Origin of the sequence: Pseudomonas sp. dw_612, assembly GCF_018449725.1 — a bacterium.
GTDB lineage: Bacteria > Pseudomonadota > Gammaproteobacteria > Pseudomonadales > Pseudomonadaceae > Aquipseudomonas.
On record NZ_JAAVVC010000004.1, the window covers coordinates 384,572 to 405,390 of the forward strand.

Consider the following 20,819-nt stretch of genomic DNA (forward strand, 5'->3'; position numbering starts at 1 on the left):
CCATTCGGCTGCGAAGCAGTCGTAATCCGGATACGTCGGTGTATCTGAAGGAAAAAGCAGGCCGCTTCGCGCCCCAACGGGGGCAAGCCCCCTTGCCACAAAGTCAGTGTCTGACCACAGACTGCGTGTTTGCCAGTAAACTCCCTCCCCTTTAGCCGCTCATCATTTCCCACGCGGCCATCACCTTATTTCCCACGGAGTACGCCTTGCGTCTGTTCCACACCTCCGACTGGCACCTTGGGCAGAACCTGCACGGCCAGGACCGCGATTTCGAGCACGGTTGTTTCCTTGAGTGGCTGTTGCGCCAGTTGAAGCTGGACCAGCCCGACGTGCTGCTGATCGCCGGCGATATCTTTGACACGGTCAACCCGCCAGTCAAAGCTCAGGAACGCCTCTACGATTTCATCGTCAGCGCCCACGAGCAGCAACCGTTGCTGACCATCGTAATGATCGCCGGCAACCATGACTCCGGCTCACGGATCGAACTGCCGGCGCCGTTGATGCGGCGTTTGCGCACTCATGCGCTGGGCCGAGTGTTGTGGCTCGACGACGGGCAACTCGATTCCGAACGCCTGTTGTTGCCGCTGCCCGATGCCAGCGGCGAGATTGCCGGTTGGTGCCTGGCGCTGCCGTTCCTGCGCCCCGCCGAAGTGACGGGTGCGCAGTTGGGCGACAACTATTTGCGCGGTATTGGTCAAGTGCATGAATGGCTGATCGAAGCGGCCAACGCCAAGCGCACGCCGGGCCAAGCCTTGATCGCCATCAGCCACGCGCATATGGCCGGCGGTTCGGTGTCGGAAGATTCCGAGCGCAGCCTGATCATCGGCAACGCCGAGGCCCTGCCCGCCAGCCTGTTCGGGCCGAGCATCAGTTACGTGGCCCTCGGTCATTTGCACAAGCCGCAGAAGGTCAACGGTGAGGAACGCATCCGCTACAGCGGCTCGCCGATTCCCTTGTCGTTTTCCGAGATCAACTATCAGCATCAGATTCTCGACGTCACCCTCGACGGCGAAACCCTGATCAGCGTCGAACCGAAACTGATCCCGCGCGCGGTCAACCTGCAACGCATCGGCCCGGCTCCGCTGGCCGAGATTCTGCTGCAACTGGCGGACCTGCCGAATATCGACTTGCTCGAAGACCTGCAACGCCAACCTTGGCTGGAGGTGCGAGTACGTCTCGACGAACCGCAACCGGACCTTCGCTATCAAGTGGAAACCGCGCTGCAAGGCAAAGCCGTGCGCCTGGTGCGAATCGCCGCCGAGTACGCGGGCAACGGCAGCCAGGACGGAACCGACGACGGCGCGGCCCTGATCGAACTGGATCAACTCTCGCCCCAGGAATTGTTCAGCCGCGCCTGGCAAGACAACTATGGCAGCGAGGTCGATGAGCAAACCCTCAAGGACTTTGCCGAGCTGCTGCAAGACGTGCAGATGGAGAGCGAACAGCCATGAAGATCCTCGCGATCCGCCTGAAAAACCTCGCGTCCCTGGCCGGGCCGTTTGAAATCGACTTCACTGCCGAGCCGCTGGCCAGCGCTGGATTGTTCGCGATCACCGGGCCGACCGGCGCCGGTAAAAGCACCTTGCTCGACGCTTTGTGCCTGGCGTTGTTCGGCGCCGTGCCGCGCCTGAACAACACCGGTCGCGACGCCAAAGTGCCAGACGCCGATGGCGAAATCGGCACCGGCGACCCGCGTACGTTGCTACGTCGCGGCACCGGCGAAGGTTATGCCGAAGTGGATTTCGTCGGCATCGACGGGCGTCGCTACCGCGCCCGTTGGGAAGCCAATCGCGCTCGGGAAAAGGCTGGCGGCAAGTTGCAGGCCAGTCGTCAGAGTCTGCGGGATATCGATCAGGATCAATTGCTGGCCAGTCAGAAAGGCGAGTACAAGACTCAGCTCGAAGCCGCGCTGGGCCTGAACTTTGAACAGTTCACCCGCGCCGTGTTGCTGGCCCAGAGTGAGTTCAGCGCGTTTCTCAAGGCGGACGATAACGACCGCAGCGAGCTGTTGGAAAAACTCACTGACACTGCGCTCTATACGCGCCTCGGCCGTCGCGCTTACGACAAGACCCGAGAGGCCCGGGAAGCGCACAAACTGCTGCAGGATCAGGCCACCGGCGTCACGCCGCTGTCCCCGGAAGCCCGCGCCGAACTGGATGAGCGCTTCAACGAAGCCCAGCAGCAACTCAAGACCCAGCAGGCGCAGCTCAAGCAGCTAGAGGAGCAACACACTTGGCTGAAGAACCTGCGCCAATTGCAGGACGAACAACAGAGCGCCACCGAGCAACTGCAATCCGCCCAGCAACACTGGGAAAGCCTGGCCGGTGAGCGGCTGAAGTTGACGCGCCTGGAGCAATTGGCGCCGCAGCGGCATCAGTTCGCGCGCAAGACTGAACTCACCGCCCAGCTCACACCGCTGGCCGCGCAGATTCAGCAGCACACACAACAGCAACTGGAACTGACCGAACGCCAGACCCAACTCGAAAAGAGCCTGAGCAGCGCCCATGCCGCGTTGGCCGATGCGCAAAATCAGCACAGCGCCGGCGCGCCGCTGCTGCGTCAAGCCTTTGAAGAGCAAAGCACCCTCGCCCGTCTGGTGCGTGAGGCCAGTCTGAGTGCCGATCTCAAGCAACAAGCGGAACTGGCCAGCAGCCAAGGCCAGACCACGATTCAAGGTTTGCTCGACCAGCAGAAACAGGTCGCCGAACGTTTGCAGCGTATCGCCGGGGAGCTTGAACAAAGCGCCCATCTGGCGCCATTGAGCGATGCCTGGAACGCCTACCGCGATCGCCTGCAACAACTGATGTTGATCGGCAATCGCCTGAATAAGGGCCAGGATGAACTGGCCGCTTTAGAGCAAAGCGCCACCCGCGCCGCGGAAGAACTGGCTGCGCAAAAACAGAATCTGGAAGTCCTGTACAAAGAGGCCGGCGCCGAACCCGAAGCCGTGGCCGAGCAGATCCAGTTGTTGAGCACGTTGTTGCAGGACAACCGCAAGCAACTGCGGGCCTTCGAAGAGCTGACACGGCTGTGGGCCAGTCAGCAGGAACTGGACAAGCGCGGCGCCGAGCTTCAACAACGGCAACTGGCAGCCCAGCAAGAACGGGAGCGCCTGACGCAGGACGGCGTGAAAACCAAGGCCGACCTGACCGTCGCCGAACAGACCTTGAGCGTCACCCGGGAACTGCTGGAACGCCAGCGCCTGGCCCGAAGTGAAAGCGTCGAAGAACTGCGCGCGCAGTTGCAGGACGACCAACCCTGCCCGGTCTGTGGTAGCCCGGATCATCCTTATCATCAGCCCGAAGCACTGCTGCAAAGCCTCGGTCGCCATGACGAAAGCGAGCTGACCAACGCACAGAAAGCCGTTGAGCTGCTGAAGGAAAAACTCACCGATCTGCGCACCGAAGTCGGTGGACTAATCGCGCAGCAAAAAGAGTTGCTGCAACAGCAGGAACACCTCGCCACCCAGCAACAAGGCCTGACACCGAGCCTCGAAGCCCATCCGCTGTCCGCGCAGTTGCTGAACCAGGACGCCGCCAAACGCGATGCCTGGCTCGCGCAACAAAACAGTCAGTTGAACCAGAGCATCACCCAGGACGAACAACGCCAGACCGCCCTGCTCACCCTGCAACAGGACGCCGCGCGCCTCGCCCAACAACTGCGTAGCGCCGAAACCGCTAGCCAGCAAGCGACCCAGCATCTGAGCACTCAGCAGCAGGCCTTGAGCAGCGATCGCCAGCGTCTCGACGAAGAACTGACGGCGTTCAGCTCGTTGCTCCCGGCCGATACCTTGGAAGCCTTGCGCAACGAGCCGGCCGCGACCTTTATGCAGCTCGACCGGCAGATCGCCCAGCGCCTGGAACAACTCGACCAGCAGCGTGACGAACTCGGCGAGCAGCAACAACGCCAACAGACGCTGGAGAAAGAACAGGATCGCCAGCTCACCCGCGTCCAACAACTGGAAACCGCGCAACAGCAGTTCACGGTGCTGGCCGAGCAGCAACAGGCTTGCCAACAGAAACTCGCGCAATTGCTCGGCGAACACAGCAGCGCCGAGCAGTGGCAGCAGCAACTCGATCAAGCCGTCGAACAAGCGCGGCATGCCGAAGCGACGGCCAATCAGGAACTGCAAACCGTGCGCACGCGGTTGGTGCAACTGGCGGCTGAACTCAAGGCGCAGCAGGAACGGTCACAGGCGCTGGAGCATGAAGATCGCGAGTTGAGCAGTAAGATCGGCGATTGGCGCGCGCGGCATCCGGAACTGGACGACGGCGGTCTGGAGGCTTTGCTGAGCGTCGACGATCAACAGGTCAGCGACCTGCGCCAACAGTTGCAGCACAGCGAAAAAGCCATCGAACAGGCGAAGGTGTTGTTGCAGGAGCGCGATGAGCGTCTGCTCAAGCATCAAGCCCAGCACAACGGCAATCTCGACGCCGAACAACTGGCCGCCGCGCTGACGGAACTGCAAAACCTGTTTGCCGCCAGCGAACACCGCTGCGCCGAACTGCGTGCCGAACAGGCCGAGGATCAACGCCGGCAGAACGCCAATCAGGCCCTGGCCCAGCAAATCGCCGACGCCTACACCGAGTACCAGCGCTGGGCGCGCTTGAGTGCCTTGATCGGCTCGGCCACCGGCGACACTTTCCGCAAGATCGCCCAGGCCTACAACCTCGACCTGCTGGTGCATCACGCCAACGTGCAACTGCGGCAACTGGTGCGCCGTTATCGCCTGAAACGCGGCGGCAGCATGCTCGGTTTGCTGGTGATGGACACGGAGATGGGCGACGAACTGCGCTCGGTGCATTCGCTGTCCGGCGGCGAAACGTTCCTGGTCTCGCTGGCGCTGGCCCTAGGTCTGGCGTCGATGGCGTCGAGCACGCTGAAGATCGAATCGCTGTTTATCGACGAAGGCTTCGGCAGCCTCGATCCGGAATCCCTGCAACTGGCCATGGACGCCCTCGACGGCCTGCAGGCCCAGGGCCGCAAGGTCGCGGTGATTTCCCACGTGCAGGAAATGCATGAGCGGATTCCGGTGCAGATCCAGGTCCGCCGCCAGGGCAACGGCCTGAGCACCCTGGAGGTGAAATGACCACGCTCTACTCCTTCCGCCGCTGCCCATACGCCATGCGCGCCCGCATGGCCCTGCGTTACTCGGGGGTTGAAGTGCAGATTGTCGAAGTCAGCCTCAAGGCCAAACCCGCCGAAATGCTTGCGCTGTCGAGCAAGGGCACGGTGCCGGTGTTGGCGGTTGAGGGTCGGGTGATTGATGAAAGCCTGGCGATCATGCGCTGGGCCTTGGCGCAGAACGATCCCGAGGATTGGTTGCTCAAGGACGATCCTGTGGGGCAACAACGTATCGCGGAACTGATCGACGAAAACGATCAGGCGTTCAAGGTGCATCTGAATCGCTACAAATATGCCGAGCGCTATCCCGAGCAGCCGATGGAACATTATCGGGCCGAGGGTGAGGTGTTCTTGCGCAAGCTGGATGAGTTGCTGGAGGGGCGTGATTATTTGCTAGCCGGGCACATGAGCTTGGCGGACGTGGCATTGATGCCGTTTGTGCGCCAGTTTGCGCATGTGGATCGGGAGTGGTTTGGGCAGACGTCTTATGGGCGATTGCAAGTGTGGCTGCAGCGCTTCCTCGATTCCGACCTGTTTACCTCAATCATGCTCAAGACACCGCTGTAGGAGCAAAGCTTGCTCGCGATGGCGGTTTCAAGGACGCCATTGCGGGCAAGCCATGCTCCTACAGAGTTCGGCGGTGTCAGGCCAGCACCGAGCACATCCCCAACACCGAGCAATCCACCTGAAACGGTCCGAGGAACCCGGCCCGCGCCTTCAGCGGCGGATTACCCACCAACAACCCCAACGCCTTGGCCGTCTGAATGTTGTGGGCGATGTTGTGGTTGCATTCGATGGCCCGGGCCACCGATCCCGCCGAGCCCTGCCCTATTCCCAGCAGCGAAGCACCATTGGTCATGAACGCCAAAAAGGCGATGACCCAGAGTCTGTGTCCCTTCATGCGCCGACAGCTCCCAACACATCGTCGTGATCCACCACGACGTTTTGCGCGCGGTGTTCGAACTGGATGGCGGGATAAGCGACCTGAATCGGCGCTTGAAGGTCGTGTTGCGATTGAGCCGAAAGGCTCACCACGAGCACCATGGCCACGTAGATTCCAATGGCCAGGTAGGCGCCGTGTTTGGCAGAAGTGAGGATTGCGCTGGCCATGGTGTTCTCCGTAGGCATGTTTCAGTGCCCACAGAATCGATCAAAAAACCGAAGTTACCTAGCCACCTTTATGCATAGTAGCCATCAGTTTTATTGATCATGGATCCAGCGTATTCAGTCCTCGATAAAACTCATCAAACGCTCGCGGGCCGCATCCGGCTCGTCTAAAACGGGCTGGGCAGCCGAGAGAATCGGGGTGGAATAGAGAAACAGAAGAACCACTGCCAGACGCATCGCCATGCTGCCGATCCTTTTCTAATGAAGGAGTCAAAAAATCAGCGTCAAATTTAAACTGATGGCTACCTGATATCAAGCTGGACACTGATATCAATGTGATGCTGTCGTAAACGCGTTATGCAGGAGCGACATCACTCATTGTTTTTCGAGGCGTTGGCGTCGATCAAAACAAGTGACTTCGCTCCTGCATAAAAGGTGCAGGGCTTAGCTTTCAGGCTTGGGTTTTGTGATCCAGCGCGGCGTAGAAGTTGGCGCTTTGTTGCAGGTATTTCTGGGTGTAGCTCTGGGTGTGGGATTTTTTGCTGTTGATTTCAACGTTGGCGCTGGCTGGCAGGGCAACGGTGGCAGAGATAGCGGATGCAGCGATGATGGAGAAGAGATTGAAGTTCATGGTGTGTTCCTCGGAGTCAGTTGGCTTGCTTGCCCGGTTAGGCCGTGGAGCAAACTTAACGTCCGAGGTCCGCGCCTTGAAATGCTTTGTAGCATTAGCGGATATCAGTCTCATTAATAGAAGGCCGCAGGCCCCATCAACCGGGGCCTGCGGCCTATTGCCGCACCTATTGACGCACCAGAAACTTGAGGTCGCTGGGGGCATCCATCGGTAATTTCTGCACGGTTTTGCCTAGCAGACCGGTCTTGGCATCGCGCTCGACGACGACAATCTCGTTGCTTTTCTGGTTGGCAATCAGCAGAAACTTGCCGCTCGGATCAAGGCTGAACTCGCGCGGGTGATCGCCCTCGACGGAGCGCCGCTGCACTTCCTTGAGCTGACCGGTGGCCGGGTCGATGGCAAATACCAGCAACTGATTGGCCGTGCCACGGTTGCTGACGTAAAGGAACTTGCCGTCAGCCGAGGCATGCAGCGCGGCGCCGGCCTTGTCGGACGTGGGTTGCCCCGCCGCCAGATCGACCATCTGCGTTTGCTTGAGCGCGCCGTCCTGATAGTCGAACACCGCCACCTGGGCGCTCATTTCCATGGTCAGCCAGGCGTGCTTGCCATCGGCGCTGAACAGCAGATGACGCGGCCCGCTGCCCGCCGGCAACGCCACCGAGGCCGGAGTCGCAGGCGTCAGCGGCAATAGCGGGTTGGCCTTGGGATTGAAGCGGTAGACAAAGATCTTGTCCGCGCCCAAGTCATTGGAGAACACATATTGGCCATCCGGCGAGGAAATCGTCGAGTGCACGTGCGCCGAGGCCTGCCGCTGCGGGTTGACCCGGCTCGATGGGTGGCTGCTCAGTTGCACCACAGGCTTGAGCTTGCCGTCCGCGCCCACCGGCAACACCGCGAGGGTGCCGCCCGGATCTTCGAGCACCGAGTAGTTGCTGACGAACAAATGGCTGCCGTCGCCACTGAGGCTTGAATGGGTCGGCTCGTTGCCCAGGCTCTGGACCTGACTGATCAGGCTCAGTTCATGGGTCTTGGGGTTGATCGCGTAGCTGCTGACCTTGCCCACCGGATCGGTTTGTCCCGGGCCGTTTTCGTTGACCACGAACAGGTGCTGCTGGTCCTTGGAGATCGTCAGCCAGGACGGGTTTTCGCTCTTCACCACTTGCAGCGGCTTGGCGGCAATCTGCCCGGTGGCGCTGTCGAAGTTCAGGCGATAAATCCCCTGACTCTGACCTGCGGTGTAGGAACCGACCAGCAATTGATAATCGTCGACGGTCGCCGCCTGAACGCCCATGGCGCCGACGCTGCCCGCCATCAACAGTGGCCAGAAATTACGCATCTTCATGCTCTTCTTCCTCGTCGTCATGCCCGCCGATGGCGGCCATGCACACCAGCCGATGCTCGCCGGAATCCCCGGTAATGAGCCAGCTCTGCAGGGTTGGATCGAAAGTCGCTGCCTGAATCTGGGCCATGCTGAACGCCCAGCGCTTGGCCGCACGGCCGTCCATGCATTCGATGTGCAGGTTATCGTCTTCATCGAGGGAGAAATCGAAGGCGTGCAAGCCATCGATTTCCAGCATGTCGCAGTTTTCGAGGGCGTTGAGCAAGGTGTCGGTTACGGCAGTCATGGCAATCAATCATTCAAATGGAAAGACGCAATGATAGCTCAATGTGGGAGCGAGCCTGCTCGCGAAGAGGGCGGCCCGTTCAACATCGTGGCGACTGGCAGACCGCCATCGCGAGCAAGCTCGCTCCCACAGGGGGCCAGCGTCGGACACTGAACTCGTGCATAACACTGAACAACTGTGGGAGCGAGCCTGCTCGCGAAGACGGCGGCTCAACCAACATCAATGCAAGCTGACCCACCGCTTTCGCGAGCAGGCTCGCTCCCACAAGGGGAGACCAGCGTCGAACGCAAAACTCATGCACAACACCGAACCAGTGTGGGAGCGGGCTTGCTCGCGAATGCGGTGGGTCAGTCGAAATCAATAGCGCCTGACACTCAGCATTCGCGAGCAAGCCCGCTCCCACAGGGGTGGTGTTTAGCCTTTAGAGCGCATCGCGGGACGGCTTGCCATCCACCAACCGCTGAATCCGCAGCGGATTGCCATTCTTCAGCGCTTCCGGCAGCAAGTTGTCGGGGTAGTTCTGGAAGCACACTGGGCGCAGGAAACGGTCGATGGCCAGGGTGCCCACCGACGTGCCGCGCGCATCGGAGGTCGCCGGATATGGCCCGCCATGCACCATCGAATCACAGACTTCCACACCGGTCGGATACCCATTGAGCAAGATCCGCCCAACCTTTTGTTCCAGCAACGCGGTCAATTCACCGAACTGTTCGAAGTCCGCCGGCTCGCCGATGATCGTCGCCGTCAGTTGCCCGTGCAGGCCATTCAACGCTGCACTGAGCTGCGCCTGATCCGCGACTTCGACGAACACCGTAGTCGGACCAAACACTTCTTCCTGCAACACTTCATCGCCGTCGATCAGCAGGCTGACATCGGCCTTGAACAACTGCGGTTGCGCCTGATTGCCCTGTTGCTCGCGACCGGCCAGATGCTCGATGCCCGGATGCGCCAGCAGCTTTTGCAGGCCCTTGCCATAGCTGCCCAACGTCCCGGCATTGAGCATGGTTTGCGCCGGTTGATCAGCGATCAATGCGGCTACCTGCTGCACGAACGCGCTGAACTGCGGTGAACGAATCCCGATCACCAGCCCCGGATTGGTACAGAACTGACCACAGCCCTGCACCACCGACGCCGTCAGGTCACGCGCCACGGTTTCCGCCCGAGCCGCCAATGCCTGAGGCAACACGATCACCGGGTTGATACTCGACATCTCGGCGAACACCGGGATCGGTTGAGGACGTGCTGCGGCCATGTCACACAAGGCGCGACCGCCCTTGAGGGAACCGGTAAAGCCGACAGCCTGAATCGCCGGGTGCTTGACCAGCGCTTCGCCGACCCCGCCGCCGAAGATCATGTTGAATACACCGGCCGGCATTTCAGTTTTTTCTGCGGCGCGGATGATCGCATCGGCGACGAGTTCAGCGGTGGCCATGTGGCCGCTGTGAGCCTTGAACACCACCGTGCAACCGGCGGCCAGTGCCGAGGCGGTATCGCCACCGGCCGTGGAGAACGCCAGCGGAAAGTTGCTCGCACCGAACACCGCTACCGGGCCGAGGCCGATGCGGTATTGGCGCAGATCCGGGCGTGGCAACGGTTGGCGATCGGGCAAGGCTTGATCGATCCGCGCGCCATAGAAATCGCCGCGACGCAGGACTTTGGCGAACAAGCGCATCTGACCGCTGGTGCGACCGCGTTCGCCCTGAATGCGCCCGGCCGGCAGCGCGGTTTCGCGGCAAACCACGGCGACAAACTCATCACCCAGTGCATCGAGTTCATCGGCAATCGTGTCGAGAAACTGCGCCCGCCGTTCCGCACTCAAGCTGCGGTACGCCGGGTAAGCAGCGGCGGCAGCCTTGGCGGCGGCGTCGACTTCTTCCGGGGTCGCCTGGTAAAAATCGCCAGGCAAGTTCTCGCCGGTCGTCGCATCGACGCTTTGCAGTTTGACTGGGCCGGCCGCGCTGCGCTGGCCGCCAATGTAGTTGTGACCAAGAATCTGGGTCATGCGGTTCTCCTTAAAGGGTGCCGACGGTGCCGGGTTCGAATGCCGCGTCTACCGGCGCAATGCCATTGATCAACGGCGCGCCGAATTCGGCCTGGCTGATTTCGAACACATCACCCGGTTGGGTGCGGATGCCATCGGCGAAGGACAGGGTCGCGGTGCCGAAGAAGTGAATGTGCACGTCCCCCGGTCGCAGGAACTGGCTGTACTTGAAATGGTGATACTCGAGGTTTTCGAGGCTGTGGCACATATTGGCCTCGCCACTGAGGAACTCGTTCTGCCACAGCACCTCGCCGTCACGCAGGATGCGACTGGTGCCTGCCAAGTGTTGGGGTAGCTCACCGACGCGAAGTTCCGGGCCATAGCTGCAACTGCGCAATTTAGAGTGGGCGAGGTAGAGGTAATTCTTGCGTTCCATCACATGGTCGGAGAACTCGTTGCCCACTGCATAGCCGAGGCGATACGGCTTGCCGTCATGGCCGATGACGTAGAGGCCGCTGAGCTCCGGCTCTTCCCCGGCGTCTTCGGCAAACGGTGGCAGCGGGAACGACTGGCCCGGTCGAACGACAATGCTGCCGTCGCCCTTGTAGAACCATTCCGGTTGCACACCGGCCTGCCCCGCCGCCGGTTTGCCGCCCTCCACGCCCCACTTGAAAATGCGCATGGTGTCGGTCATGGCAGCTTCGTCGCCGACGTGCTGGTGCATTTTGTCCCGGGCCGAGGCGCTGCCCAAGTGGGTCAGACCCGTGCCGCTGACCAGCATGTGCGCCGGGTCCGGATGATCCAGCGGCGGCAGGATGCGCAGCTGGGTCAGCAGTTCCGCGTAATCGTGGCTGATGCCCAGGCCGAGGTGTTGCACCTGTTGCTCAAGATTGACGCCGGCCTCGATCGCCGCCAGGGCCAGGTCGCGGACCGTGCGTGCGTCCTGTACTTCACGCACCAGACCCTCTTCGACTACGCCGATGCGGCGCTCGCCGTTAATCAATTCGAACTGAACTAAACGCATGATTTTCTCCTGTCTCAGATCTCAAATTCAGCGCAGGCCCCCTGTGGGAGCGAGCTTGCTCGCGATGGCGGAATGTCAGTCACCATCAATGTTGAATGTCAGGCCGCTATCGCGAGCAAGCTCGCTCCCACAGTTGATCGGGGATCGACCCTCAGCGAGCGCTAGCGGCAAACTGGTCAGCCGGCAACACATGCCTACGCTCCAGCAACCGATACACCACTCCCGTCAGCACCAGCCCGAACACCATCACCCCGGACAGGAAGTACAACCCCGACGCCAGGTTGCCGGTGTATTCCTTCAACGCACCGATCACGAACGGCCCGATATAGCCGCCGAGGTTGCCCACCGAGTTGATCAGGGCAATCCCCGCCGCCGCACTGGCGCCGGCAAAGAACCGCCCCGGCAAGGTCCAGAACACCGCCGTGCAGGAAAACAGCGCGAATGCCACCAGACACAGCGCCGCCAGTTGCGCCACCGGCAGGGTCAGCCAGGCGCTGAGAAACAGGCCGATGGCACCCAACACGTAGAGCACCGCCAAATGGCCGTAGCGATCGTTCAAGCGGTCGGAACTGCGCGGCACGATCAGCAAACCGATGATCCCGAAGATGTATGGCACCGATGACACGAAACCGGTCACCAGGTCCGTGCCGCCGAATTGTTTGATCAGCGTCGGCAACCACAGGCCTAGGCCGTAGATGCTCAAGGTCACCGGCAGATAGAACAGCGCCAGCAGCAAAACCCGTTTGTCTTTCAACGCATGCAGCGGATTGCCGTGGCGGGTCTGGCCGTAGGCCTCAAGGTCTTTTTTCAGCTCGCCGGTCAGCCAGTCCTTTTCGGCCTGGTCCATCCATGTCACTTGTTTCGGACCGTCGGGCAGCCAGCGCAGAACGGGCCAGGTCAGCAGGATCGCCGGGGTGCCGATGACGATGAACAACCACTGCCAGCCGTGCAGGCCGAGGGTGCCGTCCATGCCGAGCAAACCGCCGGACACCGGGCCGGTGATCATCATCGCGATGGGTTGGGAGAGGATGAACAGCCCGAGGATCTTGCCGCGATGGCGCACCGGGAACCATTGGGTGATGTAGTACAGAACGCCGGGGAAGAACCCGGCTTCGGCGGCACCGAGCAGGAAACGCATCACATAGAAGCTGTGCGGTCCCTGGACGAAGGCCATGCCGATGGTGATCGCGCCCCAGGTGACCATGATCCGCGCAAACCAGCGCCGTGCGCCGAAGCGTTCTAGCATCAGGTTGCTGGGGATTTCCAGCAGAAAGTAACCAATGAAGAACAGCCCGGCACCGAGGCCGTAGGCCGCATCACCGATGCCGATGTCCGCGCCCATGTGCAGCTTGGCGAAGCCGACGGCGGAGCGATCCACGTAGGCGATCAGGTACAGCAGGATCAGGAAGGGAATCAGTTTCAGCGTGATGCGACGAATAAGCCGCAGTTCCTGGCTCATGAGATCGGTCTCCGATTGTTGTTTTTATAGAACCTCGGGGGACACCTCTCGCGGAAAACCGCCAGGGTCGATCCCTCCGTTGAAACCGACTATATAGTATTACTAATTAAGCAACAACGCTTCCAAAGCGTCGATTTTGCGCTTATGTTATCCATCAAGTAGAACAATATAGTCATACAATAAGAGAATCGATCATGTCTGATAAGAAACCCACCCTGCGCTCCGCCCAATGGTTTGGCACCGCCGACAAGAACGGCTTCATGTACCGCAGCTGGATGAAGAATCAGGGCATCGCCGACCATCAGTTCCACGGCAAGCCGATCATCGGCATCTGCAACACCTGGTCGGAACTGACCCCGTGCAACGCGCACTTCCGGCAGATTGCCGAGCACGTCAAACGCGGGGTGATCGAGGCAGGTGGCTGGCCGGTCGAGTTCCCGGTGTTCTCCAACGGTGAATCGAACCTGCGCCCCACCGCCATGTTTACCCGCAATCTGACGAGCATGGACGTTGAAGAAGCCATTCGCGGCAACCCAATTGATGGCGTGGTGCTGCTGACCGGTTGCGACAAAACCACCCCGGCGCTGCTGATGGGCGCGGCCAGTTGCGACGTGCCGGCCATCGTCGTCACCGGCGGGCCGATGCTCAACGGCAAGCACAAAGGCCAGGACATTGGCTCGGGCACGGTGGTGTGGCAGCTCAGCGAGCAAGTGAAAGCCGGCACCATCACCCTTGACGATTTCCTCGCGGCCGAGGGCGGTATGTCCCGCTCGGCTGGCACCTGCAACACCATGGGCACCGCGTCGACCATGGCTTGCATGGCGGAAGCTCTCGGCACGTCCCTGCCCCATAACGCGGCGATTCCGGCGGTGGATGCGCGGCGATATGTGTTGGCGCACATGTCCGGCATGCGTGCGGTGGAGATGGTGCGCGAAGACTTGCGGCTGTCGAAAATCCTGACCAAAGAAGCGTTTGAAAACGCGATTCGGGTCAACGCCGCGATTGGCGGTTCGACCAACGCGGTGATTCACTTGAAAGCCATCGCCGGGCGCATCGGCGTTGAGCTGGAGCTCGACGACTGGACCCGCATCGGTCGCGGCATGCCGACCATCGTCGACCTGCAACCGTCCGGGCGTTTCCTGATGGAAGAGTTTTACTACGCCGGTGGTTTGCCGGCGGTGTTGCGTCGCCTCGGTGAAGCCAACCTGATCCCGCACCCGACTGCCTTGACCGTCAACGGCAAGACCCTCGGCGAGAACACCAAGGACGCGCCGATCTACGGCCAGGACGAAGTGATCCGCACCCTCGACAACCCGATCCGCGCCGACGGCGGCATCTGCGTGCTGCGCGGCAACCTCGCGCCACTCGGTGCCGTGCTCAAGCCCTCCGCCGCCAGTGCCGAACTGATGCAACACCGTGGCCGCGCGGTGGTGTTCGAGAACTTCGACATGTACAAGGCACGGATCAACGACCCGGAACTGGACGTGGATGCCAATTCGATTCTGGTGATGAAAAACTGCGGGCCGAAGGGTTATCCGGGCATGGCTGAAGTCGGCAACATGGGTTTGCCGGCCAAGCTGCTGGCCCAGGGCGTGACGGACATGGTGCGGATTTCCGATGCGCGCATGAGCGGCACGGCGTACGGCACGGTGGTTTTGCACGTGGCGCCAGAAGCGGCGGCTGGCGGGCCGTTGGCGGTGGTGCAGGAAGGTGATTTCATTGAGCTTGACTGCGCCAGCGGGCGTCTGCACCTGGACATTCCGGACGCCGAACTGGCGGCGCGCATGGCTGATCTGGAACCGCCGAAACAATTGATCGTGGGTGGCTATCGTCAGTTGTACATCGACCATGTGTTGCAGGCAGATCAGGGTTGCGATTTTGACTTCCTGGTCGGTTGCCGCGGTTCCGAAGTGCCGCGTCATTCCCACTGACCCCACCCATCCCCCCTGTGGGAGCGGGCTTGCTCGCGAAGGCGGCTTAACATCCAACACATTAGTTGGCTGATAGACCGCTTTCGCGAGCAAGCCCGCTCCCACATTGGTTCTCCATCTGATTCAGGACTGTGTCCACGCCTGCTATCATGCGCCACACCCCCACCCGCCCAGGATTGCGCCGTTCCCCATGGATTACCGTAAACCCTCCGACCGCAAAAGCATGCACTCGCGCATTGTCCAGGAACTGGGCATGCAGATCGTCTCCGGACGCTTCAAGCCCGACGACAAACTGCCCGCCGAAGCCCTGTTGTGCGAAGAGTACGCGGTCAGCCGGCCGGTGTTGCGCGAAGCCACTCGGGTACTGGTGGCCAAGGGGCTGGTGTATTCCCGTCCGCGAGTTGGCACGGTGGTCAAGGCGCGCAAGGAATGGCACATGCTCGACCCGGACGTGTTGCATTGGTTGATGCAAAGCAGTCCGCAGAATGAATTCTTCGGCCTGCTGACCAGCGTGCGCAGCATCATCGAACCGGCCGCTGCCGCCCTCGCCGCGCAATACGCCACCGACGCCGACATCGCCTCCATCGGCGAAGCCTACCAACGGATGGAAGCCGCACCGACCCCGGAAGCGCTGTTGCAACCGGACCTCGACTTCCACAGCCGTATCGCCGACGCAACCCACAACGACTTGCTGGCGAACCTGTGCAACATGCTCTCGGTGGCGATTGCCGAGGCGTTGAAGCACTCCAACCAGCGGCCGAACCTGCATGAACTGGCACTGCCCCGGCACAAGGCGATCCTCACCGCCATCGAAAACCGTGATGCGCTGGGCGCGCGGCATGCCACCCTCGTACAGCTCGACGATGCGCGCAGTGCGCTGAATGTGGTGCTCGGCGCTGATTTGTCATAGAGCAAAATCAAAAGATCGCAGCCTTCGGCAGCTCCTACATTGGAAAGTGATCCCCGGTAGGAGCTGCCGAAGGCTGCGATCTTTTGATCCTATAAATTTGAAAAGCCGCCACCCTCGGGTCGCGGCTTTTTTGTTTCTGCGCCCGCGCGCCTACCCCATTCAATCGACGCCCGTGCGGTAACCCGATACCGCACGTCCCACGCACCAACGCTTTATGTTCGCGAGCTCACCATGCAAAGGACTGCATCATGCCTGTACCCCCATCAAACCGTCCCGCGACGGCCGAACCGAACGTCATCGCCCGCAGCATCAGTGCCCGGTTCAGCACCCGTCCGACCTTGCGTTCAGTCACCGCCAGCCTGCTCAAGGAGCGTCTGCTGGACACACTCCCACCGCTGGCGTTCGACCCCGAAATGACGCGAATCGCCCAACCCCTGCCTGAAGGCGGCTGGCGTATCGGTTTATTGCTGGACTTGGCCCTGGAGTACCTGGCCAGCGGCAAGCCACCCTCGCTCATCGAACAATTTGGCCAGTCATGTTTCCTGACCAACAGAGCCCCGGCGCGACTGACGCGAAGTACTACGGCCCGCGAGCAGGACATGAGCCTGATCGCCGAGGTCATCCGTGAACTGCCCGCCCTGGTGCCCATCGCTTTTCAGGAAATGCTGGCCGACTACTGGAACTCCGATATCGACGCTGGCGCCAGCCGCTGGCAATGGCTGGGTGATTTGCTCAATGGCGTTCTGAAAACCGCAGCCGTACGCCATGCGAGCCAAAACAAACAGCAGTCCGACCTGCTGATCGAACTCACCCGCCACCCGGATAAACAGCAACGTCAACAGGCGCCGTGGGCAAACGGCGTGATCCATGCGCATACCCTTGAAACGACCTTGGTCGGCGATGCAGGTACGTTCAAGCTACAGAGTCCCGATCTGTTGGTGATCAATGGAGAAACTCTGTTGTTGTGCAGCGTGACCGGGAACATTGAAGCCTTCGCGTCCAGGGAGGCCTTCGAAGAAGCCTGGGCGGCGAGATTCCAGCAGGTGTTCATGACCGAGGCGATCACCTGGAAACGCTTCGAGCCGGACGGCAATTTCTTCGATACCCAGGCCGCCCTGTTGCTGAATCAGCAACTGGACGACCTGACCGCGGTCAGGCTGCCCGCCAGCGAGCGCCTCGACGTCCTGGAACAACGCTACGACGCCATCACCGATGTAGCTGCCATGTTCGTCGACCAGGCACCTAGCCCAATGCTGTTCCAGCACTTGGAGTCGAACACTCCAACATGGCTGCAAAACGCCAGCGCCGTTGATCGCATGGCTTACCGCAAGCAGGTTGTGGAGTACGCCAGCGTTACCCAACAAAACCTGAGGCGCACCTTCCAGGCTGGCGTTGACGACCTCCATACCTTTGCGAAAAAAGCACTGCACGAGCAGATGCTGAAGGATCAGCCGCTGGCGCCTGGCTATGACGCCGACCAGCTGGAATTGACCTTCCATGTCCCGGTCGGCGACCTGGGCAGCGGTTATCTGGAGCCGGTCAAAATGTCGTTGACGGAGCTGGCCATCAAAAACCTGGCCGGCAGGCCCAAGGGCCGAATGACCATCCGCCACACCGAGGAGCAGCTCATCCAGGACTGGACCAGCGAAAGCTACCTGCTGGGCTTGGTGAGCAAGGTCGACATCGGCAAGCATTATCCCGAAATGATCCAGACCGCGTTGCTGGCCGACACGCCGGAAGCCCATGAGCGGGCGCGCCTGTTCGGCCAGGAGCTGGCCATCAGCCTGCCCCTGCTGGCGCTCGAACACTCGATCAAGGCCGAACAGGGTTTCACGCGGCAGGGTTATCGCTACGTCGCCGCCGTGATGCACAAGACCAACGCAGAACGGCATGTCAACGGACAGGAAATCGTCCTGCGCCCGTTGGCCTTCCAACGAAAAACCGGCGCCGAGTGCGACGTGGTCGGCAACATGTTCATCATTGAGCCTCGGGACCTGAAGGCCGACGGGCCGCGCATCCTCTATCGACCGCTGTATTCCCCGGCGCTGCAGCAATACCCCAGCCGCCAAGCCCTGCTCAGGGCCATCGCCCAGGCAGGTCCGTTGCAAACCAGTGTGCTGACCTGGCTGGAGGACCGCGCACGTCCGATCTACGACAACAACGGCTTCAACGAACCGCACATCGTGCGTTTCCTTCCCGGCGACGAATTCGCTCGCCCGGACACACCAGCACCGGCGACGCTAGTGGGCGACGAAGCCGCCGCCGACTGGCTCGCCGCCCTGCAACAAGGTCAGTTGCTGGCACGACTGTTCGACAGCAATGCCCGGGCGCTGGTGCAACAGGGCGATCGGCAGTCGGTGTCCAATATCGAAAGTCGCTGGGTGATCATCCTCGAAGGAGGCTGGCTGCTCTTCAACAACCTTTTGTTGCCCATGTTAAGCGGCCCGGCCATGCTGGTGGGCTGGCTGGTGCAGGTCACCCACAGCCTGATTCAGGACCTGCCTGCCTTGGACAGCACGGACACGACAGCCCGTCAACAAGCCTGGGTCGATGTGTTGCTGAACCTTGGGCTGATCATGTTGCACGTGGCGCAGAACCGCGGTTCCGGCGGCGAAATCCGGCACGCCAGCGAACCGCCGCCAACTCCCGTCGCGCTCGACTCACTACGCCGGCCGTCAGCACTTCCTCACCTGTTCGCCGAAGGCCCCGTCACCGAGGCTCCCCCCGGATTGGCGTCCGAACCACCCGGCAGCGGCCACACCTTGCTCGACTTCAACCTGTCGACCGCACGCGACTCAGCCACCGCCCGGCTGATCGAACAACTCAAGCCGGTTCGAGTGCCTTGGCCGACGCCGTTGCCAGAACCCGTTTCAGCTGGCGTTTTCCAAGGCCTGTTCCGGATCAACGGCCAATGGCACACCAGCATCGCCGGCCTGCTGTTTCGAGTGCGCATCGTGCCGGGCTTCGGTGAAGTGTTCCTGGTAACCCGGGAACATCCGGACAACCCGGGCATCAAGCTGAAATCCAACGGGCGGGGTCACTGGACGCTGGACCAGGGTCTGCAACTGGTGGGTGGCGGTCGCAGACAACGGATGGCCGAGGCACGGGAAAACCGGCGTGAGCGCGTTCAAGAGTTGGTGCTGCAACACCAGGAGTTCGTCAAGCAGCAGGCCCGGGTACAAAAGCGTGTCGACATCGCCGACAACCTGATGGTACTGAAAGAGCGAGACCCTGCCAGCGCGCAACAGCAGCGTCACGAGGCCAGGCAACGGTTTGGCCTTGAGCTCGACAATCAGACCCAAACCTACGTCTCGCTCATTGCCGGACTCAAGGAGCTGAGCGCATTGACCGACGTCCCCCCGGACCATTCGCTGATCAGTGACCTGCTGGAATTCATCATCAAAAACACCCGCAAGCGGGTAGTCATCGCCGACCTGGAACGTCTTGCCGCAGAAAAAAAATACAGCGACTTCAATAAGGGCGAACAACAGATCCATGACGCGATGCAAGCCGAAGGCATGGCCGTGGTGGAACGCTACTTCGAATACATGCGCGAAACCAGCGAAATCAACGAGTCCATGATCAAGGACTACGAGGAAGTGAACAAACGGATGGAGGAACTGGCCGAGATCCCTCTGTTCGGTGCAAAGGCCATCAAAAGGTTGAATCACGATCGACCGGAAAATGAACTGACCGCTCTGGCACTCAAGTCCTTCCAACTGACCGTGCTGCGGATCCTGAGTGTCAAGAGCCTGGGAACCGACACCACCACGGCCCTGGAAACAGCCATCGATCCTCTGCTGATGCTGTCGCAGTCACATGCTGAATTACACACCCGTCATGTCTATGAGCGCAGCGATCGTATCGCCGTGCTGAATAACCTGGTTGACCATTACAGCAACGCACAGGATGCCCTAGGCAGTATTGCGATTTTCAGTGCCGATGAATTGCAGATGCCGGCCTTCAACCGCCTGCGGATGATCATCCACCAACTGCATCTGGATGCCGAGCAGCGTCTGGTTCAGGAGATTCAACAGCTCGTCCCGGATCAACCACCCCCCTCCGATGCGCCAGGGACTTCCACGTCAGAGCCCGTGGCCGGATCCTCCAAAGTCCCCGGCCCAAGCAAAAAACCGCTCAGTTCGAACAGTCGGAGAAAGGTCATCAAGACCTCCAAAGGCACCTTGATCGGCGAGGTTCGTCCGCGCGTTGCCGATCAGGACGGGGACATCGTCGACATCAAGGACCCGATGAAGGACCAACCCCTGGCCTCTTTCCATGAACACGAGCCCAATGTCTGGGTCGAGATCGTCGAAGCCAAGGCATCCGCCCCCAAGCCCTCGGCATTGCCTTATCCGCAAATCAAGGGTGAGGCGCGAAAAGCCCTGGCGAAGGTCGATGAACAGATCCGCAAGATCGAAAGCTATGTCGAAAAGGCAAGTTCGCCCAAGGAAATAGAAGAACAACTGCAACGCGAAGCGCAGAAACTTACCCGCTATGCCGATAAGCTGGACACCCACGAGCAGGCGCCGCGGGGCAGCGGCAAGGATGTCACACTGATCACCGCGCTACGGGACAAGGCGCGTGTCCTTGAAAGCAAAGCCACGCACTTGCGCCAGAACATGACCCTGACCCGGCTACCGACAGATGAGGGTATCGAATACCTGCTGCAAAAACAGGTGTTGCATGTCGAGCCCGTTGGCCGCCGCGCCCCGTTGAGTACTGGACGCAAGGATTTCATGCAGGAATACGCCCTGCTGGACAGCCGCAGGAAAGCCGTGTGGTATGCGCACTTCCACTACGCCGAACTAGCGGACAACAAAGCCGACTTCACCACCGCTCACCTGAAAACCAAAGCGCAGCGCTACGAAACCTATGAGTCGGCGCTGGCCAAGGCCAAGGAGCCGAAGCAGAAGATCGAGATCTATCGTGGTCTGATCAGCAGACCGGTTGCCGACCGGTATTTACTGCCTTTCGAGCCGAGCTGATCCGGCGTCCATGAAAAAGCCGCAACCTGGGTTGCGGCT

15 protein-coding genes are annotated in these 20,819 nt (G+C 60.8%); 6 read left to right on the forward strand and 9 right to left on the reverse strand.

The features are described 5' to 3' along the window. Window positions 1–206: 206 nt before the first annotated feature. The 3 genes from HB680_RS09265 to HB680_RS09275 are packed head-to-tail and all read left to right on the forward strand — an operon-like array spanning window position 207 to window position 5,691. Window positions 207–1,451 (forward strand): exonuclease SbcCD subunit D C-terminal domain-containing protein, encoded by a 1,245-nt coding sequence (locus HB680_RS09265; protein WP_213938198.1) that lies wholly within the window; start codon window positions 207–209, stop codon window positions 1,449–1,451. Next, complete coding sequence (locus tag HB680_RS09270; protein WP_213938199.1) at window positions 1,448–5,089, forward strand: SbcC/MukB-like Walker B domain-containing protein; 3,642 nt, start codon at window positions 1,448–1,450, stop codon at window positions 5,087–5,089. Before HB680_RS09265 ends, HB680_RS09270 begins: the two co-directional genes overlap by 4 nt. Next, window positions 5,086–5,691, forward strand: coding sequence for a glutathione S-transferase (locus tag HB680_RS09275; protein ID WP_213938200.1), 606 nt, complete (start codon window positions 5,086–5,088; stop codon window positions 5,689–5,691). Before HB680_RS09270 ends, HB680_RS09275 begins: the two co-directional genes overlap by 4 nt. 76 nt (window positions 5,692–5,767) lie before the next feature. Here HB680_RS09275 and HB680_RS09280 read toward each other — a convergent pair whose 3' ends face one another. From HB680_RS09280 to HB680_RS09315, 9 genes are all read right to left on the reverse strand, one after another. Next, on the reverse strand, window positions 5,768–6,025 hold the full coding sequence (locus tag HB680_RS09280) for a hypothetical protein (RefSeq protein WP_213938201.1): 258 nt from the start codon (window positions 6,023–6,025) through the stop codon (window positions 5,768–5,770). Continuing rightward, a complete protein-coding gene (locus HB680_RS09285) occupies window positions 6,022–6,234 on the reverse strand; it encodes a hypothetical protein (protein WP_213938202.1) in 213 nt (70 codons plus the stop codon). Before HB680_RS09285 ends, HB680_RS09280 begins: the two co-directional genes overlap by 4 nt. A 114-nt stretch (window positions 6,235–6,348) precedes the next feature. Continuing rightward, window positions 6,349–6,474: a hypothetical protein gene (locus tag HB680_RS32720; RefSeq protein ID WP_256735487.1), complete on the reverse strand. Its 126-nt coding sequence runs from the start codon at window positions 6,472–6,474 to the stop codon at window positions 6,349–6,351. Between the two features lie 208 nt (window positions 6,475–6,682). Further along, window positions 6,683–6,862 (reverse strand): hypothetical protein, encoded by a 180-nt coding sequence (locus tag HB680_RS09290; RefSeq protein ID WP_123514418.1) that lies wholly within the window; start codon window positions 6,860–6,862, stop codon window positions 6,683–6,685. Window positions 6,863–7,028: 166 nt separating this feature from the next. Further along, a complete protein-coding gene (locus HB680_RS09295) occupies window positions 7,029–8,204 on the reverse strand; it encodes a lactonase family protein (RefSeq protein ID WP_213938203.1) in 1,176 nt (391 codons plus the stop codon). Continuing rightward, the gene (locus HB680_RS09300; RefSeq protein ID WP_054047586.1) at window positions 8,191–8,487 is read right to left on the reverse strand and encodes a DUF5629 family protein; all 297 of its coding nucleotides are present in this window, start codon (window positions 8,485–8,487) and stop codon (window positions 8,191–8,193) included. The genes HB680_RS09295 and HB680_RS09300 overlap by 14 nt, the downstream gene beginning before the upstream one ends. Before the next feature lie 421 nt (window positions 8,488–8,908). Then, complete coding sequence (locus HB680_RS09305; RefSeq protein ID WP_213938204.1) at window positions 8,909–10,489, reverse strand: aldehyde dehydrogenase (NADP(+)); 1,581 nt, start codon at window positions 10,487–10,489, stop codon at window positions 8,909–8,911. A 10-nt stretch (window positions 10,490–10,499) separates the two neighbouring features. Beyond that, the gene (gene araD1 / locus HB680_RS09310; RefSeq protein ID WP_213938205.1) at window positions 10,500–11,492 is read right to left on the reverse strand and encodes an AraD1 family protein; all 993 of its coding nucleotides are present in this window, start codon (window positions 11,490–11,492) and stop codon (window positions 10,500–10,502) included. Between the two features lie 151 nt (window positions 11,493–11,643). Further along, on the reverse strand, window positions 11,644–12,951 hold the full coding sequence (locus HB680_RS09315; protein WP_213938206.1) for an MFS transporter: 1,308 nt from the start codon (window positions 12,949–12,951) through the stop codon (window positions 11,644–11,646). Window positions 12,952–13,145: 194 nt separating this feature from the next. Between HB680_RS09315 and HB680_RS09320 the strand changes: the two genes are divergently transcribed. The 3 genes from HB680_RS09320 to HB680_RS09330 all read left to right on the forward strand — a co-directional run bounded on the left by HB680_RS09320 (window position 13,146) and on the right by HB680_RS09330 (window position 20,780). Continuing rightward, window positions 13,146–14,882, forward strand: a complete 1,737-nt coding sequence (locus HB680_RS09320) for an IlvD/Edd family dehydratase (RefSeq protein ID WP_213938207.1) — start codon at window positions 13,146–13,148, stop codon at window positions 14,880–14,882. Window positions 14,883–15,072: 190 nt separating this feature from the next. Next, window positions 15,073–15,792, forward strand: coding sequence for a FadR/GntR family transcriptional regulator (locus HB680_RS09325; RefSeq protein ID WP_213938208.1), 720 nt, complete (start codon window positions 15,073–15,075; stop codon window positions 15,790–15,792). Window positions 15,793–16,040: 248 nt separating this feature from the next. Beyond that, on the forward strand, window positions 16,041–20,780 hold the full coding sequence (locus HB680_RS09330) for a DUF6543 domain-containing protein (protein WP_213938209.1): 4,740 nt from the start codon (window positions 16,041–16,043) through the stop codon (window positions 20,778–20,780). Window positions 20,781–20,819 lie beyond the last annotated feature (39 nt).